Annotated in this window: 22 protein-coding genes and 1 pseudogene; 10 read left to right on the top strand and 13 right to left on the bottom strand. The window is 70.1% G+C overall.

From position 1 onward, the window contains the following. Positions 1 to 20: 20 nt before the first annotated feature. Positions 21 to 1,836, bottom strand: a pseudogene (gene glsA / locus QJS31_RS12045) (glutaminase A). 274 nt (positions 1,837 to 2,110) lie between these two features. On the opposite strand from glsA, the gene dxs reads away from it, so the two are divergent. Together dxs and QJS31_RS12035 are read left to right on the top strand one after the other, a co-directional pair. After that, a complete protein-coding gene (dxs, locus tag QJS31_RS12040; RefSeq protein ID WP_306356710.1) occupies positions 2,111 to 4,051 on the top strand; it encodes a 1-deoxy-D-xylulose-5-phosphate synthase in 1,941 nt (646 codons plus the stop codon). Positions 4,052 to 4,151: 100 nt separating this feature from the next. Then, positions 4,152 to 4,955, top strand: a complete 804-nt coding sequence (locus QJS31_RS12035) for an enoyl-CoA hydratase (RefSeq protein WP_306356709.1) — start codon at positions 4,152 to 4,154, stop codon at positions 4,953 to 4,955. Positions 4,956 to 5,104: 149 nt separating this feature from the next. On the opposite strand, the gene QJS31_RS12030 is transcribed toward QJS31_RS12035, so the two are convergent. Both QJS31_RS12030 and QJS31_RS12025 read right to left on the bottom strand, forming a co-directional pair. After that, positions 5,105 to 6,358 carry a ribonuclease D gene (locus tag QJS31_RS12030; protein ID WP_282782530.1) on the bottom strand — a complete coding sequence of 418 codons (1,254 nt, stop codon included), beginning with the start codon at positions 6,356 to 6,358 and terminating at the stop codon, positions 5,105 to 5,107. A gap of 191 nt (positions 6,359 to 6,549) precedes the next feature. Continuing rightward, on the bottom strand, positions 6,550 to 7,185 hold the full coding sequence (locus tag QJS31_RS12025) for a DUF3000 domain-containing protein (RefSeq protein ID WP_143981691.1): 636 nt from the start codon (positions 7,183 to 7,185) through the stop codon (positions 6,550 to 6,552). A gap of 72 nt (positions 7,186 to 7,257) precedes the next feature. On the opposite strand from QJS31_RS12025, the gene hemE reads away from it, so the two are divergent. Further along, complete coding sequence (gene hemE, locus QJS31_RS12020; protein WP_282782533.1) at positions 7,258 to 8,325, top strand: uroporphyrinogen decarboxylase; 1,068 nt, start codon at positions 7,258 to 7,260, stop codon at positions 8,323 to 8,325. A gap of 12 nt (positions 8,326 to 8,337) precedes the next feature. On the opposite strand, the gene QJS31_RS12015 is transcribed toward hemE, so the two are convergent. Beyond that, entirely contained in the window at positions 8,338 to 8,700 is a 363-nt protein-coding gene (locus tag QJS31_RS12015) for a hypothetical protein (protein WP_282782535.1), read from the bottom strand. 239 nt (positions 8,701 to 8,939) lie between these two features. Here QJS31_RS12015 and QJS31_RS12010 point away from each other — a divergent pair, with 239 nt between their 5' ends. Then, positions 8,940 to 10,295, top strand: coding sequence for a protoporphyrinogen oxidase (locus QJS31_RS12010; protein WP_282782537.1), 1,356 nt, complete (start codon positions 8,940 to 8,942; stop codon positions 10,293 to 10,295). Positions 10,296 to 10,707: 412 nt separating this feature from the next. Then, positions 10,708 to 11,403: a hydrogen peroxide-dependent heme synthase gene (gene hemQ, locus QJS31_RS12005; protein ID WP_306356708.1), complete on the top strand. Its 696-nt coding sequence runs from the start codon at positions 10,708 to 10,710 to the stop codon at positions 11,401 to 11,403. 228 nt (positions 11,404 to 11,631) lie between these two features. Here hemQ and msrB read toward each other — a convergent pair whose 3' ends face one another. From msrB to QJS31_RS11985, 4 genes are all read right to left on the bottom strand, one after another. Next, on the bottom strand, positions 11,632 to 12,066 hold the full coding sequence (msrB, locus tag QJS31_RS12000; RefSeq protein WP_306356707.1) for a peptide-methionine (R)-S-oxide reductase MsrB: 435 nt from the start codon (positions 12,064 to 12,066) through the stop codon (positions 11,632 to 11,634). A gap of 39 nt (positions 12,067 to 12,105) precedes the next feature. Continuing rightward, a complete protein-coding gene (locus QJS31_RS11995) occupies positions 12,106 to 13,392 on the bottom strand; it encodes a glycosyltransferase family 87 protein (protein WP_282782543.1) in 1,287 nt (428 codons plus the stop codon). Positions 13,393 to 13,537: 145 nt separating this feature from the next. After that, positions 13,538 to 15,097 carry an alpha/beta hydrolase gene (locus QJS31_RS11990; protein WP_306356706.1) on the bottom strand — a complete coding sequence of 520 codons (1,560 nt, stop codon included), beginning with the start codon at positions 15,095 to 15,097 and terminating at the stop codon, positions 13,538 to 13,540. A 94-nt stretch (positions 15,098 to 15,191) separates the two neighbouring features. Then, complete coding sequence (locus QJS31_RS11985; protein ID WP_306356705.1) at positions 15,192 to 15,947, bottom strand: pyrimidine reductase family protein; 756 nt, start codon at positions 15,945 to 15,947, stop codon at positions 15,192 to 15,194. A gap of 53 nt (positions 15,948 to 16,000) precedes the next feature. Here QJS31_RS11985 and zapE point away from each other — a divergent pair, with 53 nt between their 5' ends. Together zapE and QJS31_RS11975 are read left to right on the top strand one after the other, a co-directional pair. Continuing rightward, positions 16,001 to 17,023 carry a cell division protein ZapE gene (zapE, locus tag QJS31_RS11980; protein ID WP_143981685.1) on the top strand — a complete coding sequence of 341 codons (1,023 nt, stop codon included), beginning with the start codon at positions 16,001 to 16,003 and terminating at the stop codon, positions 17,021 to 17,023. Positions 17,024 to 17,112: 89 nt separating this feature from the next. Next, complete coding sequence (locus QJS31_RS11975) at positions 17,113 to 17,919, top strand: tyrosine-protein phosphatase (RefSeq protein ID WP_306356704.1); 807 nt, start codon at positions 17,113 to 17,115, stop codon at positions 17,917 to 17,919. Positions 17,920 to 17,996: 77 nt separating this feature from the next. On the opposite strand, the gene QJS31_RS11970 is transcribed toward QJS31_RS11975, so the two are convergent. Then, on the bottom strand, positions 17,997 to 18,950 hold the full coding sequence (locus QJS31_RS11970) for an oxygenase MpaB family protein (protein ID WP_282779989.1): 954 nt from the start codon (positions 18,948 to 18,950) through the stop codon (positions 17,997 to 17,999). A gap of 159 nt (positions 18,951 to 19,109) precedes the next feature. Here QJS31_RS11970 and QJS31_RS11965 point away from each other — a divergent pair, with 159 nt between their 5' ends. Continuing rightward, on the top strand, positions 19,110 to 19,754 hold the full coding sequence (locus QJS31_RS11965; protein WP_306356703.1) for a TetR/AcrR family transcriptional regulator: 645 nt from the start codon (positions 19,110 to 19,112) through the stop codon (positions 19,752 to 19,754). A gap of 18 nt (positions 19,755 to 19,772) precedes the next feature. Here the strand turns inward: QJS31_RS11965 and QJS31_RS11960 are convergent, their stop codons facing one another. From QJS31_RS11960 to QJS31_RS11950, 3 genes are all read right to left on the bottom strand, one after another. Continuing rightward, a complete protein-coding gene (locus QJS31_RS11960) occupies positions 19,773 to 20,270 on the bottom strand; it encodes a GbsR/MarR family transcriptional regulator (protein WP_282779985.1) in 498 nt (165 codons plus the stop codon). Between the two features lie 72 nt (positions 20,271 to 20,342). Next, positions 20,343 to 21,122: an ABC transporter permease subunit gene (locus tag QJS31_RS11955; RefSeq protein ID WP_306356702.1), complete on the bottom strand. Its 780-nt coding sequence runs from the start codon at positions 21,120 to 21,122 to the stop codon at positions 20,343 to 20,345. 36 nt (positions 21,123 to 21,158) lie between these two features. Beyond that, positions 21,159 to 22,046: an ABC transporter ATP-binding protein gene (locus QJS31_RS11950; RefSeq protein ID WP_306356701.1), complete on the bottom strand. Its 888-nt coding sequence runs from the start codon at positions 22,044 to 22,046 to the stop codon at positions 21,159 to 21,161. A gap of 257 nt (positions 22,047 to 22,303) precedes the next feature. On the opposite strand from QJS31_RS11950, the gene QJS31_RS11945 reads away from it, so the two are divergent. Next, the gene (locus tag QJS31_RS11945; protein WP_306356700.1) at positions 22,304 to 23,941 is read left to right on the top strand and encodes a TlrC/CarA/OleB/SrmB family ABC-F type ribosomal protection protein; all 1,638 of its coding nucleotides are present in this window, start codon (positions 22,304 to 22,306) and stop codon (positions 23,939 to 23,941) included. A gap of 195 nt (positions 23,942 to 24,136) precedes the next feature. Here QJS31_RS11945 and QJS31_RS11940 read toward each other — a convergent pair whose 3' ends face one another. Continuing rightward, positions 24,137 to 24,679 (bottom strand): GNAT family N-acetyltransferase, encoded by a 543-nt coding sequence (locus tag QJS31_RS11940; protein WP_306356699.1) that lies wholly within the window; start codon positions 24,677 to 24,679, stop codon positions 24,137 to 24,139. A 277-nt stretch (positions 24,680 to 24,956) separates the two neighbouring features. Between QJS31_RS11940 and QJS31_RS11935 the strand changes: the two genes are divergently transcribed. After that, on the top strand, positions 24,957 to 25,922 hold the full coding sequence (locus QJS31_RS11935) for a hypothetical protein (RefSeq protein WP_306356698.1): 966 nt from the start codon (positions 24,957 to 24,959) through the stop codon (positions 25,920 to 25,922). The last annotated feature ends 17 nt before the right edge of the window (positions 25,923 to 25,939 follow it).

The raw sequence follows: 25,939 nt of genomic DNA, 5'->3' as shown, positions 1-25,939 counted from the left end.
TCGGCGGCGACGAGTCGAATTCAGTACGCCCCGCCGTGGGCGGCCAGGGCGCGCACCGCCGCGTCGGCCTGGCCGTACGCGGCGGCGGCCAGGCGTTCGAGCAGGGCGACCTCGAGCGCCGGGGCCTGCTGGGTGAGGGTGTCGAAGCGGTCGGGTGTGAGCACCGCCAGGCTGACGGTGGTCTCGGCGAGGATGTCGTTGGGGAACGGTTGGTCGAGGATCAGGGAGATCTCGCCGAAGGACATCCCGGCCGTGAGGGTGACGAGGCGGTGGCGGCGGCCGTCGCGGCCGGTGAACCCGATCCGCACCCGGCCGTCGAGAACGAGGTACAGGCCCGAGCGCGGACTGCCCGCGGCCACGATGGTCTCACCGCGCGCCAGCGTGCGTACCGTGAATTCCGCTGCCAGGGAGTGCCGTTGGTCCTCGGACAGCCCGGCCAGCGCGGGGTGGCCCGCCACGGGGACGGCCGTGCGCTGTGCGGGCGGCCCGTGGCGGTCGAGCACGACCTGTTCACACCATTCCGCGGCGCTGTCCCGGTCGATGAACACCCGCTCGTGCGGATCGTCGGGATCGAGGCTCGATGCCAACTGCCCGAGTGTGGCGTCCCGGGTCCACCAGTGCGACCCGGCAGCCGGTGGCGGCCAGTGCGGTGCGCAGCTCCGCCAGCATGCGCACCGCGATGGCGCTCACATCGCCCACCTCGCGCACGTCGAGCACCAGCGCGTCCAGCTCCCCGGGGAACTCCTCCACCGCCCGCACCGCCGACTCCGCACCCGCGAACAGCAGGTCACCGTGCAGTTCGACAATGCGCGCCCGGTCACCGAAGCGTTCCAGCACCGCCAGTTCCGCTCCCTCGCGGCGCAGCCGCGACGGCGCTTCCGCCACCGAATAGGCCGCCCGGATGGCGGTGTGCGCGGCGCGGGTCACGTGCAGGAAGTGCAGGGCCCAGCCGATCCGACAGCTCCCGGCACGCCCGCACCCCGCGCACGCTGCTGCCGTGCGCGTCCAGCCGCGGCGAGGACACGGCGATGCCGAGCTGTCCGGGCAGCACCGCCAGAATCCCGCCGCCCACACCGCTTTTCGCGGGCAAACCCACCGTGGTCACCCAGTCTCCGGCGGCGTCGTACATACCGCAGGTGGTCATGACGCTGAGCACCTGCCGCACCAGCGGCGCGGTGAGCGCGCGTTCGCGGGTCCGCGGATGCACCCCGTTGTTGGCCAGCGTGGCCGCCATCAGCGCGAGGTCGCGGCAGGTGATGTCGATGGAGCACTGCCGGAAGTAGCGGTCCACCGCCTCGTCCGGATCGCCGTCGATGATGCCCGCGCCACGCAGCAGATAGCCGATGGCGCGGTTGCGGTAGCCCGTGCGCGCCTCGGAGGCGTACACGCCTCGTTGAGCCGCAGCTCACGTCCGGCGAACCGGCTGTAGCTGCGCCGGACGCGTTCGAACCGGTCGGCGGCGTCGCGGCCGGTGACCAGGGCCGCCGCGGCGATCGCGCCCGCGTTGATCATCGGATTGCGCGGCCGCTGGGTGCCGGGGTCGAGACTGAGCTCGAAGAACGGCTCCCCGCTCGGCTCCACGTCGATGCGCTCGGCCACCGCCGCCGGACCGCGGTCGGCCAGCGCCAGCGCGTAGGTGAACGGTTTGGAGATCGACTGGATGGTGAAGCGGGTGTCCAGGTCTCCGCTGCCGTACACCCGCCCGTCGGCGGTGGCCAGGCAGAGCCCGAACGAATCCGGTTGTACCGCGGCGAGTTCCGGTATGTAGTCGGCCAGCGCGCCGGAGCCGTCGGCGCGGCAGATGCGGTACACCTCGGCGACGATGCGGGCCACCACGCCGTCGCGAGACCGCGCGGTGTCGGCATGCGGTGCGGGCACCGATTCACTGTATCCAGGGCCCGGCCGGAATCCGGGAGGTCGAACAGGCGTGCCCCACCGCCGCCCGTTGTCCGCCCCGACCCCGCCGACGGCCCGCGCGAACCCGGGTATCGTGTGTAACCTCACATTCGAAGCCGATGTCGCAGGTGGGGTTTCATTCCCGGCATCGGGGGCCGGTAGGGGCTCCGTAGACTGTGGCAAACACAGGAGTTTTCCGGAGGGAGCAATAGCCGTGGGAGTGCTTTCCCGGGTCGATACGCCCGAGGACCTGCGTCGGCTGTCGGTACCGGAGCTGGGCGAGTTGGCCGAGGAGATTCGCGAGTTCCTGGTGCGGAAGGTCGCCGCGACGGGCGGTCACCTGGGGCCGAACCTCGGCGTCGTGGAGCTGACCATCGCGCTGCACCGCATCTTCGACTCGCCGGCCGACCCGATCATCTTCGACACCGGCCACCAGGCGTACGTGCACAAGATGCTGACCGGCCGCAAGGACGGTTTCGACACGCTGCGCAAGCAGGGCGGGCTGTCCGGTTACCCGTGCCGCGCCGAGAGCGAGCACGACTGGGTGGAGTCCTCGCACGCCTCGGCCGCGCTGTCCTACGCCGACGGGCTGGCCAAGGCGTTCGCGCTGACCCGGCAGAAGCGGCATGTGGTCGCGGTGGTCGGCGATGGCGCGCTCACCGGCGGCATGTGCTGGGAGGCGCTGAACAATATCGCCGCCGGGCAGGACCGCTCGGTCGTCATCGTGGTGAACGACAACGGCCGCTCCTACGCGCCCACCATCGGCGGCCTGGCCGACCGGCTCACCGCGCTGCGCATGCAGCCCGCCTACGAGCACGCCCTCGACGCCACCAAACGCATCGTGCAGTCCATTCCCCGGGTGGGCGAACCGGCCTACTCGATGCTGCACGCGCTCAAAACCGGCATCAAGGACGCGGTCGCGCCGCAGGAGCTGTTCGGCGACCTCGGGCTGAAATACGTGGGTCCGGTGGACGGGCACGACCCGGTGGCCCTGGAAGCGGCGCTGCGGCGGGCCAAGGACTTCGGCGGCCCGGTGGTGGTGCACGCGGTCACCCAGAAGGGGCGCGGTTTCAAACCGGCCGAGGACCACGTGGCCGATCAGATGCACGCCGTGGGCCGCATCGATCCCGAGACCGGCGAGCCGGTCGGCAAATCCGGGGCGCAGAGCTGGACCGCGGTGTTCTCCGAGGAACTCATCGCCCAGGCCGAGCAGCGCGACGACATCGTGGCCATCACCGCCGCCATGCCCGGACCGACCGGGCTGAGCGCGTTCGGGAACCGCTTCCCGGAGCGCATGTTCGACGTCGGCATCGCCGAACAGCACGGTATCGCCTCGGCGGCCGGGCTGGCGCTGGGCGGCATGCATCCGGTGGTCGCCATCTACTCCACCTTCCTCAACCGCGCCTTCGACCAGCTGCTCATGGATGTGGCGCTGCTGAAGCTGCCGGTGACGCTGGTGCTCGACCGTGCCGGCCTCACCGGCGACGACGGCGCCTCGCACAACGGCATGTGGGATATGTCGGTGCTGGGCATCGTGCCCGGAATGCGCGTAGCCGCCCCGCGCGACGCGGCCACCCTGCGTGAGGAACTGGGCGAGGCGCTGCTGATCAACGACGGCCCGACCGCCATCCGCTTCCCGAAAGGCACGGTGTGCGAGGAGATCTCGGCCATCGAGCGGCATGACGGCATCGACGTGCTGCACCTGCCCGACGGCCGGGAATCGGTGCGGTCGGTGCACGGCGATGTGCTGCTGGTCGGCGTCGGCTGTTTCGCGGAACTGGCCATGCGCACCGCGGAACTACTGGAGGCGGAAGGGATTTCGGTCACCGTCATCGATCCGCGCTGGGTGCTGCCGGTCAACGAGGGCATCGTGAAACTGGCCGAGCACCACCGCATGGTGGTGACGCTCGAGGACAGCGGACTGCACGGCGGTATCGGCTCCTCGGTCTCGGCGCGGATCCGCGCCGCCGGACTGGACGTGCCGACCCGGGAGATCGGTGTGCCGCAACGCTTCCTGGATCACGCCTCCATCGCGCAGTTGCGCCAGGAGCTCGGACTCACCCCGCCCGATGTGGCACAACGGGTGACCGCCTGGTTGCGCGGGGGTGCGTTGACCGTCGACACGGACGTGGTGGCGGAACAGGCCGTCTCGTAGGGCGCGGAGTCCGCGCGATTTCCGGATGCGGGGCGCGGCCGCTCGCGTAGATTCTAGAACCGGTTGCAGTTTATCGGGAACGGCCGGTTCAGGAGTCCGCATGTCCTTCGTAGTTGTCGAGAAGCCGCGTCCGCGGGTCGCGCTCATCACACTCAACCGCCCCGAGCGCATGAACGCCATGGCCTTCGACGTCATGGTGCCGCTGCGGGAGACCCTGCACGCGGTCGCCGCCGACAACGATGTGCGCGCGGTGGTGCTCACCGGAGCCGGGGAGGGCTTCTGTTCCGGGGCGGACCTCCAGCACTCGGGCAGCGTGCCCGGCGTCGCGGGGCTGACCCGGACCAGTATCGCCCGCCGCTCCATGGACCTGTTCAACGACGTCATGCTGGCGCTGCGCCGCATGCATCAGCCGGTGATCGCCGCCGTCAACGGCGCGGCCATCGGCGGCGGGTTCTGCCTCAGCGTGGGCGCGGACATCCGCATCGCCGCCGCGGACGCCTACTTCCGGGCGGCGGGCATCAACAACGGACTCACCTCCGCGGAGCTCGGCTTCAGCTATCTGCTGCCGCGCGCCATCGGCTCCTCCCGCGCCTTCGACATCATGCTCACCGGCCGCGACGTGGATGCCGCCGAAGCCGAACGCATCGGCCTGGTCTCCCGTGTCGTCCCCGCCGAGGAACTCCTGGACACCTGCTACGACCTGGCCGAGCAGATCCTGCGCTACAGCCGAGTCGGCACCGAGCTCACCAAGCGCATGCTGTGGAGCGGCATGGAGGCGGGCAGTTTCGAATCGCATATGCAGCAGGAGGGTATGGCGCAGCTGTACGTGCGGCTCACCACCGAGAACTTCGACGAGGCCATGCGCGCTCGCAAGGACCGCCGTCCGCCCGTCTACGAGGACTGACATCCGGCCGGTCATGGAGGACGACAGCCACCCGGTCGGGGTGCACGATGGGCTCGTCGCCGCGGCCGCACCTGTTGCCGTGGGCCGCACCTGTCGCGGGTAGCGTGCCCTGCCTACGGGTGCCGCGACCGTCCTCGCGCGGCGTGGGGCTATGTCTGCTGCGCGGGCGCGAAGAGCGCGGTGGCGAGGCGCGGCACCGTGAGTTCCCGCTGCCACGGGCGCGCGCCCCCGGCGCTGAGGTAGTCGTCGATCACGGCCGCGCCGTCGCCGTTGGCGGCGGTGCGCGGCAGACCGTCCCAGCACATGCGGCGCAGCAGGTCGGGCGTCAGCAGGTTTTCGACCGGAACCGACACCTCGCCGGACAGATCGGTCATGGCGGCGCGGGCGCGCTGCAGTCGCGCGGCGGCGGCCGGGTCGCGGCGCTCCCACCGGTTCACCGGCGGGGGACCGTCGAAGGGTTGCGCCAGCGGGGGCAGTTCGCTGTCGGGCAGCGCGCGGGCCCGCTCCACCGCGCCCAGCCATTCGCGCGAGTACCGCCGTTGCCGCGGGCCGCCGAAGATCGGCAAGGCGCGCAACTGGGCGATGGTCTTGGGCTCGTTGGTGGCGGCGGCGATGATGGCCGAATCCGGCAGGATGCGGGCGGGGGCGACATCGCGCAGCCGGGCGAGCTTGTCGCGGGTGGTCCACAGTTCCCGGACGATGGCGAGTTGACGGGTGCGGCGCAGGGTGTGGATGCCGGAGGTGCGCCGCCAGCGGTCGGCCTTGGGCGGCGCGGGTTCGGCGGTGCGCACATGTTCGAATTCCTGCGCGGCCCAACCGGTCTTGCCCTGGTCATCCAGTTCCACGGCGACCGCGTCGCGCAATTCCAGCAGCAGCTCCACATCGAGGGCCGCGTAGTTGAGCCATTCGTCGGGCAGCGGCCGCGTGGACCAGTCCGCAGCGCCGTGACCCTTGCGCAGTTCCCGTCCGAGCAGTCGCTCCACCATGGCGGCCAGGCCGACGCGCTCGAATCCGGCCAGCCGTCCGCCCAACTCGGTGTCGAACAGGCGGGCGGGGTACAGGCCGAGTTCGGCCAGTCCGGGCAGATCCTGGTCGGCGGAGTGCAGCACCCACTCCAGGTCGTTGACGGCGGCTGCCAGTGGCTCCAGGTCCTGATCCACCGGAATCGGGTCGATGAGGAAGGTGCCGGACCCGGCGCGGCGCAGCTGGATGAGATAGGCACGGCTGGAGTAGCGGAAGCCGGAGGCGCGTTCGGCGTCCACGGCGAGCGGTCCGGAACCGGCGGCGATGCTGCGGGCGGCGGCGGCTATCTCGGCGGCGGTGTCCAGTACCGGTGGTACGCCGTCCACTGGCGCGAGCAGGGGGACCGCGGCAGTGGCTTCGGAATCGTCTGGTACGGACATGGTCTTGAACTCTACGGGTTGGGCGCGGCCGGGTCCGCGTCCCATTCGGATTCGGGCGGCTGCGGAGACTGCGCCGGACTGATCGGTATCGTACGTGGCCGCCGCTGATTTCGTTGCGGTACAGAAAGTTTGATGTTCAGGCAGCTGGACACCCGCCGGTCGCGGCTGTGACGAGGGTGATAGCGGAGTGATTACTGTTGCGTATCGTCCGCGCCGCCCGGCCGCACCTCGAGGCGCGTCACTCCCGCGGGAGGCAGCCCGGCGGCGTAAGCGAGCACCTCGCCGAACGCCTCCACATGCGGCCGCATCAGGGTATCGCCGACCGTCCAGGAGGCCCGCAGCTCCAACTGCTGCGCGCGGGGCGGACCGGCGATATCACCGAAGCGCACCGAACTGGTCGCGGTCACGGTGCCGCCGAGCGCGGTGAACGGGACCCGCGATTCCAGGGCGTCCACCAGCCAGCTCCACGCCACCTCCGGCAGCAGCGGGTCGGCGGCCAGGGCGGCGTCGATATCGGCCTGGATGTAGGCGACGAGCCGGAACACCCCGTGCCAGGCTTCCTGGCCGTCGGGGTCGTGCAGCAGGATGAGTCGGCCGAAGGCGTCACCGTCGGAGTCCACGGGCACCACGGTGGTGTCGCCCTGCGTGACTTCCGCCCCGATGGCGTACGAGTAGGGGGCCAGGCGCTGCGGCGGGCGGATCGGTGCGAGCTCGATCCGAGGATGCACGGTTGCGGTGCCCATCGCCTCGACCGCGGCGCGGAACCGGGCGGGTTCATCGGGTTCCGGGGTCGGTGCGGCGCCGTCGCGGAAGTCGAGCGGTGTCACGCTCAAAAGGTAAACCTCCCGGGGCCGGTGTCGTCGGAGGCGCGCCGCCGGTCACCTCTACGATGAGCGGTGATGAGCACTCACACGCGCCGCCGCTTGACCGATGCCCCGTTCCTCGCCGCCGCCACCGGCGCGACGCCGCATCGGCGTCCGGTGTGGTTCATGCGCCAAGCCGGGCGGTCGCTGCCGGAGTATCGGGAGCTGCGCGCCGGGACCGGCATGCTGGAATCCTGCTTCAACCCGGAGCTGGTGTGCGAGATCACCATGCAGCCCATCCGCCGCCACCGGGTGGACGCGGCAATCCTGTTCTCCGACATCGTGGTTCCGCTCAAGGCCGCCGGTATCGACCTGGATATCGTGGCCGGTGTCGGCCCCGTGGTCGCGAATCCGGTACGCACCCTCGCCGATATCCGCGCGCTGCCGCGGCTGCGCGCCGAGGAGGTCGGGGCCGTCACCGCCGGTATCCGGCTGCTACTCGACGAACTCGGCGACACCCCGCTCATCGGGTTCGCCGGAGCCCCCTTCACCCTGGCCTCCTACCTGGTCGAGGGCGGCCCCAGCAAGCATCACGAGCGCACCAAGGCCATGATGCTCGCCGATCCGGATGCCTGGCATCAGCTCATGGGCGTGCTCACCGACATCACCATCGAATTCCTGCGCGCCCAGCTGGACACCGGCGTGGACGCCATGCAGCTGTTCGACTCCTGGGCGGGCGCGCTGCCGCTGGCGCAGTACCGCGAGTTCGTACTCCCGCACTCCGAGCGCGTCTTCGCCGAGCTGGCCGAATACGGCGTCCCCCGAATCCATTTCGGTGTCGGCACCGGCGAACTGCTGGGCGCGATGGCGGAGGCGGGCGCGGATGTGGTCGGCGTCGACTGGCGTGTCCCGCTGACCGACGCCGTCCGCCGCATCGGCCCCGGCAAGGCTCTCCAGGGCAACCTCGACCCGGCCGTCCTGTTCGCCGGACCCGCCGCCGTGGAATCCGAGATCCGCCGCATCGCCCACGACGCCGACCAGGCCATCGCCCTCGGCGCCACCGGCCACATCTTCAACCTCGGCCACGGCGTCCTCCCCGACACCGACCCGGGCGCCATCACCGCCGCCGTGGAACTCATCCACAGCCTCCCCACCCCACTCTGACCGCGTCAGCCGCTACCAGGACCCAATGGGCTTCGGGCTCCACGACACCCGGATCTTCGGCTTCGTGGTGAGCTCCAGCAGCTCGATGTCGTTGTCGCGGAACCACAGTCGAAGCCCCTCGCCGCCGGACCCGTCGCGCACCACCGTCAGGTGCGACAGCCTCCGCAAGCGGCCGATATGCACGATCTCCATGTCGTCGACGTAGAGGCTCACATATGCCTCGGCGGCGGACGGGTCTATGGAGAACAGCACGGTGGTCACACCGCGCGTGAGTCGGAATCCGTGCAGTCCGACGGGCCAGTGCAGGTCGTCGTATCGCGTATCGGGTTCGCCCTCGAACAGCCGGATCAGCTCGGCGAGCTCGGGTGTCTCCATGGCGTGACGGTAGCCGACCATGGGGCCTGAATCGCGGCCGCGGGCTGCCCGTGCGGAGCCTGCTTCGGCGGCGTCGCGTCGATCACCGTGTGGTGTCGCGGGTGACCAGGGGCGGCGTGGGTCACAGCCGGTGCAGGAGTAGGTTCCGAAGGGCAGCGGCTCGCCGGTGGGATGCGGTGTCGCTGTCGCCTCGCTCGTGCGGTCGGGTGCGGTGATTCCGAGTGGCTGAGGAGTGGTCGATGCGGGTCGCGGTGGTCGGTGGCGGGATCAGCGGGTTGGTGGCGGCGTATCGGTTGCGGGGGGCATTGGGGGAGCGGGTCGAGCTGGTGCTGGTGGAGGGGGGTGAGCGGGTCGGGGGGATTCTGCGGACCGTCGATATCGCGGGGGAGCCGGTGGATCTGGGGGCCGAGGCGTTCGTGGGGCGGCGGCCCGAGATCCCGGCGCTGATGCGGGAATTGGGGATCGCCGAGCAATTGGTGCACCCGGCGGGCAAGCGACCGCTGATCTGGTCGGGCGGGGCCGCGCATCCGTTGCCCGAACGCACCCTCATGGGGATTCCCGCAGCGGCGGAAGCGGTTGCGGGGCTGGTCGACGCGGAGACCATGGGGCGGATCGCGGGCGAGCCGGAATGGCCGCTGCGGTGGGAACGCGGCGGGGATGTCGCGGTGGGCGCGCTGGTGGCGGAGCGTTTCGGGGCGCAGGTGGTGCGGCGCAGCGTGGATCCGCTGCTGGGCGGGGTGTACGCCGGAACCGCCGACACCATCGGAGTGCGCGCGGCCCTGCCGACGCTGGCGGCGGCGCTGGACGCCGGAGCCGCCAGTCTCACCGAGGCCGTGCGCAAGGCCCTTCCGCCGCAATCGGATACACCGGTCTTCGGCGGCATTCGCGACGGCTATCGGGTCCTGTTGGACGCCTTGCGCGCCGCCGCCGACGTGCGGGTCGAAACCGACACCGCCGCAACCCGTCTCACCCGCACCGGTGCGCGCTGGCAACTGGACCCGATCGGCCCGGTGGACGCCGTGGTGCTGGCCACCCCGGCCCCCGTCACCGCCGCCCTGCTGCGCGAGATCGCCCCGGCCGCCGCCGACCTCGCCGGTGGCATCGAACTGGCCTCCTCCGCCGTAGTGGCGCTGGCCCTCCCGCGCGACACCCCGCTGCCGGACAATTCCGGGATTCTCGTCGCCACCGGGGAACCGTTGCGCGCCAAGGCGTTCACGCTCTCCAGCCGCAAATGGCCGCATCTGGCCGCCCGCGAGGTGGCCCTGGTCCGCGCCTCCTTCGGCCGCTTCGGCGACCCGGCCCCGCTGTCCTGGTCGGACGAGGACCTTACCGCCGCCGCCGTGGACGACCTCACCACCGTCATCGGCACCCCGGTCCGTCCCGTCACCACGGTGGTGCAGCGCTGGCCCGGCGGCCTCCCGCAGTACGCCCCCGGCCACACCGAACGCATTGCCGCCCTGCGCGATACCGTCGCCGACCTCCCCGGCCTGGCCTTGGCGGGGGCCTATCTGGACGGTGTCGGCGTCCCCGCGTGCGCCGCGTCCGGCACCACCGCCGCCACCCGTATCGCGAACCACCTGGCCAGCGTCCGGTGAACGCGGCACCGTGCATCGGGTGCGCGGCGAACGGCTCGGCCATGAACGTGGCGCGCACATTCTCGCCGGTCGGGATGTCGGCAGCGGCGTGAAACCGCCCACCCGTCGTCGGTTCCGTCTATCCGCTGGCTCGGCGCTCGTGCGCGAGCCCGGCCGTCGCGGGCGAGGACGCGCCCGACGGCGGAGCCCGTGGCGCAAGCAGCCCCGGATCCACCGCGCGGCACCGGCGGAACGACCGCGGGCAGTCGGACCCTTCGCCGTCGAGGCGGCACACGCGTGGCGGCGCGCACCACCGGTGAGCCCGGCGCGCGAGTGTGCGCCGAAACTCGCCGGTGGCGGGTGTGTTCGACATCTATCCCGAACACGTCGCCCGGCGTGCCGAGACGATCCGGGTGAATGGCACGATGGGGGTATGGCGCGACTCGACTACAAGGCCCTCAACGACACCATCCGCTACCTCATGTTCTCGGTGTTCCAGGTGGAGCCCGGGGCGCTGGGGGACGAGCGCGAGGCGATCGTCAAGGAGGCGAGGGCTTTCTTCGATTCGCTGGAGGAGCGCGGGGTGGTGGTGCGCGGCCTCTACGACGTGGCCGGGATGCGCGCCGACGCCGATTTCATGATCTGGTGGCACGCCGAGCAGATAGAGCAGCTGCAGGCCGCCTACGCCGATTTCCGCCGCACCACCGAACTGGGCCGCGTCAGCGCCCCGGTGTGGAGCAATGCCGCCCTGCACCGCCCGGCCGAGTTCAACAAGAGCCACATCCCGGCCTTCCTCGCCGGTGAGGAGCCGGGCAAGTACATCTGCGTGTACCCCTTCGTCCGCTCCTACGAGTGGTATCTACTCCCCGACGAGGAGCGCCGCAAGATGCTGGCCGACCACGGCAAGGCCGCCCGCGGCTACCCGGACGTGCGCGCCAACACCGTGGCCTCCTTCGCGCTCGGCGACTACGAGTGGCTGCTCGCCTTCGAGGCCCCCGAACTGCACCGCATCGTCGACCTCATGCGCGACCTGCGCGCCACCGAGGCCCGCCTGCACGTCCGCGAGGAAATCCCGTTCTTCACCGGCCCGCGCGTCGAGGTGGAGCAACTGGTCAACGCACTGCCCTGAGCTCGATAGCCAATCGTTAGCCAGTCGACTGCCCCAGGAATTCGGGGCATGCGCGGAATCCCTTGCTCTCCGTAGGGTTTCTGCGACTTGTTCGTCTGCGGAGTCCGAGGGGTGCGACCGCAGGAAGACTGGTTGTTCAGTCGATCGGACCACGACCACCGAGGTGTCGCATGGGCGGTGACACCGACGTGTCGTGGGCCCGTTCGTCATCCTCCGCCGCTGCCCGCGCTACCGCTCGGTGGGTGTCAACCGCAGTGAGATGGAGTTGATGCAGTAGCGCTTGTCGGTGGGCGTCGGATAGCCCTCACCCTCGAAGACATGCCCCAGATGGCTGTGGCAGGTGGCGCACAGCACCTCGACCCGGCGCATGCTCAGGGAATCGTCCGGGCGCAGGATGACCGCGTCGGAGTTCGCCGGATCGAAGAATGACGGCCAGCCGCAGTGCGAGTGGAATTTCTCGCCGCTGCGGAACAATTCGGCCCCGCAGGCGCGGCAGGAGTAGACACCCTCGGTCTCGGTGTCGGTGTACTCGCCGGTGAAGGCCCGTTCGGTGCCGGCCTCCCGCAGCACCCGGAACTCCTCGGGGGAGAGTTTGGCCCGCCACTCCTGCGGCGTCAGCTGAATGCGCGGTGCCGGAAGCGAGGTATCAGCATCGGAACTCATGCCCCCACGCTAATACGTCGCTTCGGCGCTCGCAGCGTCCTACGGCTTGGCGGTTTCGACGGCCTCGCGGGGCCGCCCGTTCAACCGCTCGCGTGTCACCGCGGTCTCCGGATGCATCCACGGCGGATCGAGGGTGAGGCCGACGCGCAGCCGACCCTCGCGCCTGGCGGCCAGATAGCGGTCACCCAGGACACAGAACACCACGATGAGCAGCAGACCCCACCCGAAGGTGGTGCGCAGGTACTCCAGGGTGCGACCGGCGCTCTGCCAGCGGTCCGACAGCCACTTGTCGTAGGTCATGAAACCGAAGATGGCCAGCCAGGCGGGCCAGTTCCGCAGCACCGAATTGCGCAGCACCACCGTCATGAGGAACGGGAACACCATCATCGAGTAGTACATCTGGCCCAGCGAGGGCAGCAGCCAGGACGCGATCAGCAGCACGCCCGACATGGTGCAGATGAAGAACACCTCGTCGTCGCGATAGTAGCGGTACAGCAGCCACAGCGAGATCGCGACCAGTACGCACATCGTGAGGCGGATGGTCCAGGTGAGCCAGTCGGCGACGCCGTAGTAGGCGGCATTGCCGACGATCGCGCTGTTGAAGTAGTCGCGGGTCTCCATGAGGTACGGCACGGTCCGGTTCACGAAGTCCATCGGATCCACGATGAGCGGCCAGGCGAGCGCGTTCAGCACCGCGGGCACGGCCACAGCGGTGATGAGTGTCTTCCACTGGCCGCGCATCAGCGCGATGAGCAGCAGCGGCGCAAGCGTGGGCTTCACCGCGATGGTCAGACCCATGACCGCTCCGGCCCACAGGTCTCGCCGTTGTAGCAGCAAGTGGATGAACACCACCTCGGCCAGCAGCAGGCAGCCGTTCACATTGGTGAAAACCAGTGTGTTGATCACGGTCTCGGACATGAACATGGCCAGCAGCAGCGCGGGCGCGGCCACCGAGGAGAGCGTGAACTTGAACAGGCGCAGCAGCAGATACCAGGCGAGCAGAATCGCGACCGCGTTGAGCAGGATGAAGCACCAGCGCGACTTCTCCGGATCGAGAATCGCCAGCGGCGCGATGAGCAGTGTCCCGCTGGGCGGGTACAGGTAGTGCGGGTCGGTCGAGCCGAAGTCCGCGGTGTAGATCGGCTGGTTGTTCAAGAACGCCAGCGACGCGTTGTAGACCGGTCGGAAGTCGTCGGTGATGAATCCGTTGACGGCCTTGATGAACACTCGGTTCAGTACGGTCAGGATCGCGAAGGGCCACAGTGCGAAGTTCAGGACCTCGGCGGTGGTACGAGCTGTTCGGGGCTCGAGCTGGCGAAGGAACACTGGGGCACGGTACACCGGAACGTACCGGCATGGGTGCGCGGACCCGCCGAAAGCGTGCGATAGCGCACAATCTCCCGGGGCATCGGCGTGGCCGCGCTGACCGGCGCGACTCCCGCCTACCGGTCATCCGACCGACCGATCGGGCTCAGGCCGGACAGGCGGTGCCGTTCTCGGGCAGGGTGCCCTGCCGCAGGTAGTCCACGACGGCCCGCTGCGCACAGCCGGAATGCGACACCACCGGATGCCCCCACCCCTGCCATTCCACGGTGGAGGTGCGCGCCCCTGCCGCGGCCAGCGCCCCCGTCACCGTGGGCCGTCCCTCGTCGCCGACCACCGGGTCGGCCTTCGCGCCCAGCACCAGCGTGTCGAGTTCGAACTTCTCCGGCATGGCCTGCGGTGCGGCGACCGGCCAGGCCGAACACACCATGAGGTCGATGGCCGCCACCCGCCCGAACACCGGGTATTCGCCGCCCCAGGTGCCCATCAGCTCCCGGGCCTGCACCGGAGTGGCGGGCAGCTGGCTGTCGCTGCACCGGTTCACGAACGCGCCGTCGTTGGCGATGGCCGCGGCGGCCCGCTGCACCCGCGGCGTGATGGGTCCGCGATCGCCGCGTCCGAGTGCGGCCAGGGCGTCGGCGAATTCGGTGACGACCGGATTCGGCAGTCCGCGCGGATCGCCGAGGAAGTCGCGCAGCGTGGTCACCAGCGCCGACGCCGACAGTTCCCCGAACTCCCCGCGCTCGGCCCGCGCCACCAGATCGGCGATGGCGGTGCGCGGATCGTCACCCAGGGCGCAGTTCAGTGCCCGGCAGCGCTGGGCGAAGGCGGTGAGCGCGGCCTCGGCGCCCTTGACCCGCTGCTCGGCCCGGCCGACGGCATCGGTGTCAACCGGTGCGGGGGAGTCGAGCACCAGGCGGGCGAGGTGGTCGCCGTACTTGCGGGCGTAGGCCAGCGCGATATTCGACCCGCTGCCGCTGCCGAGCAGCGCGATGTGCTCGACCTGCCACTGCCGCCGCAGCTGTTCGATGTCGTCGGCGGCGTGCGCGGTGTCGAAGGTGCCCTGTCCGGGTTGCAGGTAGTCCTGGCAGGAGATGGTGGCGTCCTGGCTCAGCCCGGCCACCGCCGCCACCGGATCGCTTGCCCCGGGACCGAATTGGGCCTGGTCGAGCAGTCGCTGCCGGATATCACCGCCCACGCAGTCGATGGGCTCGGAGCTGCCGATGCCGCGCCGGTCCACGGCCACCACGGGCCGCTCACTCAGCAGCGCTCCCGCTCCGCCCGCCGCGAAGGCCGCCAGCGTGGCGGTGGAGGCCCGGTCCGAACCCGACGTCAGCACCAGCGGGGCGGCGTCGGCGGGGGTGCGGTCGTAGCGGGCGCGCAGGGCCGCGGTCTGGAAGTTGCCGCCCACGCCGCCGGTGGCGTCCACCTGCGTGGTGTATTCGGCGCACTCCAGGACGAGTCCGGCGGGCGGCGGGCCCAGTGACAGCAGATTGAAGGTGGGGACGGTGCAATCCCGCCATGCCAGCTCGGTTTTCGGCACCTCGGGGGCGGGGGGCGGGGTGGGTTCGGTGGAGGTCTGCACCTCCCCGGCCTGGCGCGGCCGTTCGACGGCGACGTCGGGGCGGTCCGACGGTCCGGCCCCGCAGCCGGTGGTCACCAGGATCGAAAGTGTCGACGCCAGCAGAGCGGCCCGAGTCCAGCGCATGCGCTACAGCCTGCCAGGTCCGGCGGCTCGTTTCAGCAATGGGTGGGGCGGCCGGTGCGCCGCCGACCCGGCGAACGAGGTCGCGAGGGTGGCGTCAGCCATGCGGGTGGGCGCGTTCCCAGCGGGTGAGCATGGTGCCGTCGTCCGCGAGCAGCAGGTGCCGACAGCACATGGGGGTCGGCATGGCATTGGGGGACAACGCGATCCGCCGTCCGTTTCCGCCCACCAGCAGGGGTGTCACGGTGAGGCAGAGGTCGTCGACGGCCTCTGCCTCGATGAGGTCGCCGAAGAGCGCGGGGCCGCCCTCGCACAGCACCCGGCGGAAGCCGCGTTCGCCCAGGGCGGTGCGGATTCCGTCTGCGGTGCAGGCGGTCTCGCCCGCTTCGACGATCTCGGCTCCGGCGTCGGTGAGCGCCTTCTTGCGGTCGGCGGGCGCGTCGACGGTGGTGAGGATGAGCGGATGGGCGCCGGTATCGGTGAACAGGCGGCTGGTGGGATCGAGTGCCGCGCTGGCGGTGACCACCGCGATGCGGGGCGGTGCGCCGTCCGGGTGGCCGCCGAACCCGTGGTGGTGCAGCCGGATTCGCAGGCGCTCGTCGGTGTGGGCGGCCCCGTAGTTCTCGGCGCGGGCGGTGCCCGCACCGACGAGCACCACGTCGGCGAGGTCACGCAGCAGATGGAAGACCCTCTTGTCGGCGGGGGTGGCGAGTCCGCCGGAGCGTCCGTCCAGGGTGGCCGCCCCGTCGATGCTGGTGACGAAGTTGACGCGTATCCACGGCCGATCCGGTCGCGCCGGATAGGCGTACATCCCGACCAGGTGGTCGTCACCAACGGCTGCGAGCTGTGTCACATTGGGGATACGCTGCATGACTGTCCATCACACCACGTCAGTACGCTACGCGGGTGCAACAACGCCTCGTCGATCGCCACCCGGAGGTTCCGGCAGATCAGCTCGTCGCCCAGATGGTGCCGCCGCCCACCTTCGACGAGGTGAGCTTCGCCTCCTACATCCCCGATCCCAAGGAGCCGACCCAGGCCGCCGCCGTGCGCACGGCCGAGGAGTTCGCCGCCCAGGTCACCAAGGTGCGCAAGGCCGCCGACAAGAAGGGCCTGTTCGGCAAGAAGAAGCCGGTGCAGGGCGTGGGCCTGTACCTGGACGGCGGCTTCGGTGTCGGCAAGACCCACCTGCTGGCCTCGATCTTCCACAGCGTGCCCGCCCCGAAGTCCTTCGGCACCTTCGGTGAGGTCACCAATCTGGTCGGCGCGCTCGGCTTCAACAACGCCGTGGAGCGGCTCGCCGCCAACAGCGTGCTGTGCATCGACGAGTTCGAACTCGACGATCCGGGGGACACCATGCTCGTCTCGCGCCTGCTGACCGAGCTGACCGCACGCGGCGTCTCGGTGGCCGCCACCTCCAACACCCTGCCGGGGCAGTTGGGCGAGGGCCGCTTCGCCGCCCAGGACTTCCTGCGCGAGATCAAGAAACTGGGTTCGCTGTTCGAGGCCGTGCGCGTGGACGGACCCGACTACCGACACCGCGACCTGCCGCCCGCCCCCGAACCCACCGCGCCCGAGCTGCTGGCCGAGAAGGCCGCCGCCACACCGGATTCCACCCTCGACGAGTTCGACCAGCTGTGCAAGCACCTGAGCACCCTGCACCCGTCGCGGTACGGCGCGCTGATCCACGGCATCTCGGCGGTTTACATCTCCGGCGTGCACACGGTGACCGATCAGGCGGTGGCGCTGCGCATCGTGGTGCTGGCCGACCGGCTCTACGACGCCGGTATCCCGGTGACCGTCTCCGGCGCCAAACTGGACCGGATCTTCTCCCAGGAGATGTTGGACGGCGGCTACCGCAAGAAGTACCTGCGCGCCATTTCGCGCCTGCTGGCGCTGTCGCGTTTCGAGGCCCCGGCCGCGTCCTGAGGCGGGCGGCCCCGGCCGCGATACTTCCGTCCGGTAATTTGCCGGGGGATCGCCGGACCGTGGAGTCCGGCCGACGGAAAGAGGTACCCATGGTGCGCGACCGCGCTGTCCGGGCCGTCCTCGCGGCCGCCCTCTGCTTCGCACCCGTCGTCGGCGCGGCGGGCACCGCCGCGGCGGCCGATCCGTCCGCCGCGACCACCGCCGTGGTGGTGAGCACCGACGATCGGTCCCTTGGGTTGCGGGGCGTCGCCAACGCCCGTGACGCGGGCGGCTACCGCACCACCGACGGGCATACCGTGCGCACCGGCCTGGTGTTCCGCAGCGGAGATCTGAGCAACGCCACCGACGCCGATCAGGCCGCGCTCACCGCCCGCGGCCTGACCGTCGTCGACGACCTGCGCACCTCCTTCGAGCGCGCCGCCGCCCCCGATCGGGTGCCGGCCGGCGCGACGCTGAACCACGACGACGTCATCGGCCAGGCCCCGCCGCAGGTGCTGGTCTCCACGCTGTCGGCGGGCGCGGATCTCTACCGCGCCTTCATCACCGCCCCCGGCGCGAACGCGGGCTTCGCGAGTGTCTTGCGCGATATCGCCCACGCCGACGGTTCGGTGCTGTTCCACTGCACCGCGGGCAAGGACCGCACCGGGTGGACCGCCGCGGTGCTGCTCACCCTCCTCGGCGTGGACCGCGACACCGTCACCTACGACTACCTGCTGTCGAACCACTATCGCGGGGCGGCGGCGAACGATGCCCTCAACGGCGTGGTCCCGGCGGCGCTGGACGCGGCATTCGATCAGGTCGAGCGGAGCTACGGTAGCTTCGACGGCTACGTCCGCGACGGCCTGCGGCTGACCGATGCCGATATCGCGGCTCTGAAGGCGAAACTGCTCGCCTGAGACAAGCGAAACCGCTCGCCTGATACCCGGTGCCGTACCCGGACGCGGGAACCCGGGTCGGCGGCTGTCACTGCTGCCTAACCGGCGTCTGCCACCGCGCGCATCCGATCTCCGCGCGAGCTGTACAGCTCCCGGGCACGAGCCGGGGTGATGGTCTCCGCTGTGGTCGGCGGTTCGTACTTCACGTGCTGGGCCAGGATCTGTCCCGCCATCGGCGCGATGAGCGGGGCGGCCTTGATCAGGCCGAACGAGTTGAACAGCGCGAACAGCCAGACCAGGATCTTCGCGGCGGGGCGGACGGCCAGATCCACCAGCACCGGGTAGTCGTATCCGCCGAGGCGGCGCATCCACTGCGGGGTGATGGGCGCGGAGGCGAGCGACAGCAGCCTGCTGCCCAGCGCATAGGTGATGCCCGCGCCGTTCTTCCGGGATGTCCACAGCAGATGCCGCATGCCCTCGGCGGCGGCCTCGGAGACGCACAGCCGCGGGCGCACCCGCGCGTAGTACTCGCGCACCTCGGCGCGGTTGCGCGGGACGTCCTCCGGCTTGCAGGTCTGGAGTTCGGCGGCGATGGCGCATTCGGCCCAGTACCGTTCGTCCTCCTCGGGGGTGAGCGGGCCGGGGCCGTAGACCTCGTAGGCCTTGAGCACCGAATGCCAGCCGGTGATGTGGATCCACAGCTGGGTTTCGGGGCTGTTGGCGCTGTAGCGCTGCCCGCTGATCGGTTCGATGCCGGTCATGGGCGCGTGCACCCGCATGAGATGTTCGGATGCCTGGATGGCGGTGCGTCCGTCCCCGATGGCCGCGATGAGGAAGTACGAGAACGTATTGTCCAGCCGACTGCGCGGATCGGTGTAGATGCCCCGGGCGTCGGCTACGGCCGCGGTCAGGAACGGATCGAAGTGTTCCAGGACGACCGCTCGCTGGAAGCCGATGACCGCGGTGGGAGCGGTCCAGATCTTCCAGCTCAGCGAATCGGGGCCGAAGAACCCGTAGTCGTCCCTGCGGAGGGTGGTCGGATCGAAGGCCATGGGCTGCTCCCTCGGTGCGTGCTGCGCCGGACGGCGAATACAACGCCACCGTAGCAATTGTGAGGAGCGAATACAACGGTGCCGTAGTATTTGCGTCGTCGATCGTTTTCCCATTCCGGGCCGGGACTGACACGATGGTCGAATGGAGGTGAGCTGGCCGTGACGAAATCCCGCACCGGGACCGACCGCCCGCGCCGCCGCTACGCGCCGCGCCTTCCTCCCGAACAGCGTCGCGCCCAACTGCTCGACGCCGCCTACGCCGTCCTCGGCCGAGCCGAACTGCACGAACTCAGCATGGAGGCCGTCGCGCAGCAGGCCGGCGTGGCCAAACCGGTGCTATACACGGTCTTCAAGACCCGCGCCGAACTGGTGGAAGCACTGCTGGAGCGGGAACGTGAACGCGGCCTCGAACAGGTCGCCGACACCCTGCCCACCGATCTGGTCGGCGCCGATCCGGTGCTGGCGGCCTCCTCCACGGTGGCCGCCTTCATCGGCGTGGTGCTGGAGGATCCGACCCGCTGGCGGCTGATCCTCACCTCCCCGGGAAGCGCGCCCGAGGAATACCGTGCGGCCCTGCGCAGTTCGCGCACGGGCATCTTCGATCAGGCGGAGGCGCTGATCCGCATGGGTGCGGCGCTCGACTCCCGCTGGGCGACAATCGATTCCGGACTGCTCGCCAACTCCCTGCTCACCATCGCCGAAATGCTGGGCCGTCTCGCGGTGAGCGAACCGGCCGAGTATCCGAGGGAGCGACTCGACGAGTTCGTACGCTCCATCGTCGGTCTGCTCAGCGGCGGGGCGTGAGATTCGCTCGGAGCCGAATTACCGTGTGCCGCCCCCGTGTTCGGCATCCCAGCGATCCAGCAGGGCGGGCCACTCCTTGCTCATCCACACGAAGAAGTCGTGCATATCGCGCACCCGGGCCGCGTCCTTGCCGTCCGGATCGTCGAAGAGCGCGAGGCCGCGTGAGGTGGTGGCGGTCAGGCCCTCGTACATTCCGGCCTGCTGCCGCGTGAGTTCGGGCAGGATGCCCGGCCGCACGGAGTAGTAGTCGCGGCGGTCGCCCGGTTTGCCGGCCTTGTCCACCCAGCGCATGGTGGTGAGCGTCTTGAGTGAGCTGGAGATGGACCCCTTGGAGGCCCGCAGCGCCTCGGCGATCTGATTGAACGTCTGCTCGGGCGGGTCGCAGACCAACAGCCACCCGACGGTGCGGCCGACCATGCGGACCAGCCCCATCCGCTCGAGGACGAGCGCGAAATCCTCCACGAAGGCCAATTGGGCGTCGGTGGGAGCGGTATTCGATTCGGCTGCGCTGGTCATGGGACGAGTATTCCTTTCGTCGGAAACGGCGGTGCGGAGCGGGTTCGCCGAACCCGCCCCGCGTTCGGAGGCTCAGACCGCGAGGTCGCGGCGATCGAAGGCGGCCAGCGACAGTCCCACCGCGATGGCGACGAGCACCACCAGTACCGCGAGATATCCGATGTTCCAGCCGTTCACCAGCGGCGAATCACCGCCCGCGTAGTAGAAGGGCGACAGCCGGCGCAGCCACTGCGCGCCGTCGATCATCCCGCCCAGGTTGTTGGCGAGATATCCGAGCACCGCGACCAGCGCCGCGACCGCGAGCGCGGTCCCGCGGTGGCCGGTGGCGGCTCCGGCGAGCAGCGTGATGGCGCCCACCGTCAGGGTCAGCAGCCCGAGTCCGGCGACGGCGGCGAGGATGTTGCCCGCCGGAATCCCCATATCGGCGCTCGCCGCCCCGGCCAGGACCGCGAGGCCGAACACGGTGACCACCACGGAAGTCTGCGCCGCGAACGCCGCGCATCGCTGCAGCAGCAGGTTGGCGCGGTCGATGGGCTGGGCCAACAGCAGGTCCAGGGTGCCGCTGTCCTCCTGGGCGGCCGTGCGGGTCGCGAAGGTGATCGCGAAGATGAGCAGCAGCAGCGGCCCCATCAGCGCGAACATGGTCGACTCCAGATAGCCGGTGGCCGTGCCGAAGTCGCCCATGCCGAGGGCGTCGTAGAAGCCGCCGCCCTCGATGTCGAGCGCGCCCTGCTCCTTGAAGGTGGAGTAGGAGGGGACGTAGATCATCGGCACCGCGAACAGCGCGACCGACCAGCCGATCAGTCCGCGCCGCTGTTCCGTGATGGTCTGGGTGAACACCGAGCGAGTCATATCGAATTCCTTTGCGTGAGAACGTGTGCGGAGGGTTCAGCGGCCGTACAGGCTGAAGAACATCTGCTCCAGGTCGGGTTCGGTCGACAGCACGCTGACCAGTGGATACTTGGCGGCGGTCTTGAACAGCGCGTCCACCTCGCCCTCGGTGGTGCAGCGCAGGCTGCGGCCGGAGATCTCGAGGTCGCGCACCCCCGGCAGTCGCTCGAAGTCGTCGGCGAAAATATCGGCGGCGAAGACCATTTCGACGCTGCGCGGGGCGCGGCGGCGCAGCTCCTCCACATTCTCGGTGCCGAGCAGCTGCCCGGCGCGCATGATGACGGCGCGATCGGCGGTCTGCTGCACCTCGCTGAGGATGTGCGAGGACATGAACACCGTCTGCCCGTTGCGCTTGGCCTCGCCGACCAGTTCCAGAAACCGTTGCTGCAGCAGCGGATCCAGTCCCGAGGTGGGCTCGTCGAGGATCAGCAGATCGGGGGAGTGCATGAAGGCGGCGACAATGCCGACCTTCTGCTTGTTGCCCTTGCTCATCGAGCCCACCCGCTTGGACAGGTCCAGATCCAGCAGTCCGGCCAGCTCCTCGATCCGCCCCGCGGGCACGGTGCCGCGCTGATCGGCGAAGAACGCCAGCAGCTCGCGCGCGGTATTGCGCCCCTCCAGGGCGAGTTCGCCGGGCAGGTAGCCGATGCGCCGCCGCAGCTCCGCGCCGCCGGCGCGGGGGTCGGTGCCGAAGATCTCGACCTGTCCGGCGGTGGGTCGGATCAGGTCGAGCAGGATGCGGATGGTGGTGGATTTGCCCGCGCCGTTGGGGCCGAGGAACCCGAACACCTCGCCCGGCGCGACATCGAGCGTCAGATCGGTGAGGGCGACGTGCTTGCCGTAATGCTTGGTCAGCCCGGCGACGCGAATGGCGGGGACGGTCATCTTCACTCCTTGGTTGCCGCTCTACACTTGGTTCTGCATGTGCGGTGTGTTCAGTAAACACTGAACATCATGAACATGTCAATGCCCCGGGGCTCGCGAAAATACGTGTTGACGGCCGTTCGGCCCAGCTATATTTTGGTGAGCCTCATGGGTTTCCTCTTCCTGTAATCACACGGCCGCGTCGAGCTCCGCTCCGCGGCGATCCCACGCGAATCACTTCGAACCGGCCGTTCGTGCGGCCAGAACAGGGGATACCTGTGCGTACTGCCCAACTCACGCTCTCCGAGGTCACCAAGCGCTACGACGAGCGCGTCATCCTCGACCGGGTGAGCCTCACCATTCGGCCCGGTGAGAAGGTCGGCGTGGTCGGCGACAACGGCAGCGGCAAGTCGACGCTGCTGCGGCTGCTGGCCGGGTGCGAATCGCCGGACAATGGCGAGATCACCGTGCATTTTCCGGGCGGCGTCGGATATCTCGCCCAGGTCTTGGATCTGCCCGACAGCGCGACCGTGGCCGATGCGATCGATCTGGCCCTGGCCGAGCTGCGGGAGCTGGAGGCCGAGATGCGCGCGGCCGAACGAGCCATGGTCGCGCCCGGTCCGCTCGGCCGCCGTCTCGACGCGTACACCGACCTGGTGGCCCGGTTCGAGGCGCGCGGCGGTTATCAGGCCGACGCTCGGATGGCGGCCGCGCTGCACGGTCTCGGTCTACCGGAGCTGGACCGCGACCGTCCGCTGGGAACGCTCTCCGGTGGTGAGCGCCGCCGCCTCGCTCTAGCGGGAACCCTCGCCGCCGCACCGGAACTGCTGCTACTGGATGAGCCGACCAACGATCTGGACGATGCCGCCATCGCCTGGCTGGAGCAGCGGTTGCGCGACCATCGCGGCACCGTCGTCGCGGTCACCCACGACCGGGTGTTCCTGGAGCGCATTACCTCGGTCGTGCTCGAGGTGTACGCGGGCGCGGTGCGCCGCCATGGTGACGGCTACGACGGTTACCTGGCGGCCGTGGCGGCCGCCCGGCGCCGCCAGCGGCGCGAATTCGAACAGTGGCAGCGGGAGCTGGCTCGGAATCAGCGCCTGGCCGACTCGAATGTCGCACGGCTGGAGGCGATTCCGCGCAAGTTGCCGCTCGCGGTCTTCGCGGCCGGACCGTTCCGGTCGCGTGGGCGCGGGCACGGTGCCATGTCCCGCATTCGCAATGCCAAGGAGCGGGTGGCCCGGCTGACCGCCGATCCGCTCGCCCCGCCACCGGACCCGCTGCGCTTCGCCGCCGCGTTCGCGACGGCCGGTGCGGCGGACGGCGGTCCGCTCGCGACGCTGTCGGAGGTGGTCGTGGCCGACCGCCTCCGGGTGGACGAGCTGCGCATCGCGGCGGGCGAGCGGGTGCTGATCACCGGGCCCAATGGCGCGGGAAAGACCACACTGCTGAAACTGCTTGCCGCCGAACATCGTCCCGATGCGGGCACGGTCACGGTACCCGCCCGAGTCGGCCATCTGCGACAGCGGGAATCGCCCTGGCCGCCCCGGATGACGGTGCTCGACGCCTACGCCGCGAACCGGCCCGGCCACCCCGACGAGCACGCCGAATCATTGCTGTCCCTCGGGCTTTTCCGCCCATCGGAATTGCGACTGCGCATCGGCGAACTCTCCTACGGCCAGCGTCGCCGCATCGAAGTGGCCCGGCTGGCCACCGATCCCGCCGACCTGCTGCTGCTGGACGAACCCACCAACCACCTGTCGCCGGAGCTGGTGGAGGATCTGGAACAGGCGTTGACGGACTATCCGGGCGCGGTTGTCCTGGTCACCCACGACCGCCGCATGCGCCACCGCTTCACCGGCCGTCACCTCGAGCTGCGCTCCGGTGCCGTCCACACCCCGGCGGTCGCTGCCTGACCAGAAAAAGGCCGCGACGCGCCGCCGCTCGAAGCCGACCGTCTCGCAGCGACGACACTGCCGGACGGCCGGGTGCCGACCTGGTCGGAGTGGGGTCCGTCCCGCCGCCCTCTCGTGCCGGACGCGGGTGGCGCACTGCTGTGGACCCGCACGGGTCCGACTCCGGGGACGCTGCTGACGCGGCGGTGGGAACGGTCAGAATGCCCGCTGCAAGACGAAATCGCTGTGCAGCTGTGCGCCGACCAGGAAGGTTTTGGTGCCGACCACCTGGAAGCCGTGCTTGGCGTAGAAGCTCTGGGCGCGCTGGTTCTCCTGGTTGACTCCGAGCCACACACCCGCGCTGTCGGCGGTGCGCGCCCGGTCGAGGGAGGCGGCCATGAGGGCGGCGGCGACACCGTTGCCGTGGTGGCCGGGCAGCACGTACATCTTGCTCAGCTCGGTCACCGGCCGCAGGGTGACCGCGGCCGCCACATCCGGATCGGTCGGTTCGGCGGCGACGAGCAGGCTGTAGCCGATGATGCGGCCGTCCGCGACCGCCTTGAGGACGGTGCGTGCCGGATCGGCGAGATAGTCGGTGAACCGCCGCGGGGACAGCACGTCGGCGATGAAGGCCGCGATATCGGCGGCACCCGCATCCGGCGGGCAGGCCAGCGGGAAGGTGACGGCGGCGACCTCGCCGAGCGCGGCGGCATCCGCGGGGGCGGCGAGTTCGACGGTCACGGTGGGATTGCTGCTCACCCGACCAGTGAAGCACGGGTGCGGGCGGCGCGGCGGCGCGCGCCCCGGGGGTGTCACGAAAGGGATTTGTGCGCAGGCGATGTCGGGCATCGGCCCCGGGTGCTACTTTTCGGGCCTTCGATGATCACGTACTCCTAGCGGTTGGGTAACGAATGCGGTCACTGTCATGCATGGTCCCCTGCTGCCTGCGGCACTCTGGAAGTAGACGGCGTGGGCTGGTGGTTTTCCGTACCGATGGGAAGCGGCTCACGGCGCAGTGGTTTGGGGCGGTGATCGTGTGAGCACGAGGCGAGTAGAGGTTCCGCACGGGCGGTCGGTGGTCTTGGCCGACCCCGTGCTCCCCGAACCGGTCGCACCACGAAGAACGGAAGCCGACGCGCGGGGCCATCGTCCGGGGGAGGCGTGCTTCACCCCCGGCTGCGCCGACTGCCGCTGGGACGAACAGCGGCTCAAGTACTGGCTGCGCGGCCGCCTGCTGGCCGCCGGGGCCGAGACCGCCCATGTGGACGGCACGGTCGGCCCGCTGGACCCGGATGTGCTGTGGCGGCAGGGGGATCGGGTGTGCGCGATCCAGGTGTGCGGTGCCGTGCCGGACCTCACCCGGGCTCGCCACCGCACCGCCGCGTTGAAGGCGGCGGGCTGCACCGAGGTGCTGTGGCTGTGCCCGCCCGGCTGGCAGATCGCACATCTGCCCGCCCTGGCACTGTCGGACTTCGCGCCCGCGGACTGCGACTACCGCGCGGTCGGCGGACAGCTGACGCCCGGACCGGGCGGATTGGTGACTCCGGGTGACAAGCCCTGGGAGATACGGGATTTCATCGAGAACTGGGTCGCGGGTGAGGTGGCCTACGGCTACCGCGACGAACATACGGGAGGGTGGGCCACGGTGGCCGATTGGGAACGTCACACGCGCACACAGGCGGCGGTCATCGCGCGCCAGCGCCGCGAGCTGATGAATCAGCGCACCGCGCTGGCACTGTCCCGCAAGGCCGCCCGCGACAGGTCCAAGCTGCTGTCCAAACTCACCCACCGGCTGGAACGCGCCGAGTCGTCCGCCCAGCAGCACGCCGACGAGCTGGCCCTCGCGCAGCGCCGCATCGCCGACCACGACCGCGTGGACGCCACCCTGCGGCTGACCGTGCGCAGTCAGCGGCAGGCCCTGGTGCACTGGCAGCTGATCTCCTGGTTCGCGCTCATGGTGATCATGACGTTCCTGGTGGCGGCCTTCGTGGTGCTGGACTGACCGGACCGACCGGGCGG

It is taken from the genome of Nocardia sp. CC213A, from assembly GCF_030766805.1.
GTDB classification, from domain to species: Bacteria; Actinomycetota; Actinomycetes; order Mycobacteriales; family Mycobacteriaceae; genus Nocardia; species Nocardia otitidiscaviarum.
The sequence above is the reverse complement of the archived record's forward strand: the minus strand, read 5'-3'. Positions and strand labels throughout refer to the sequence as shown.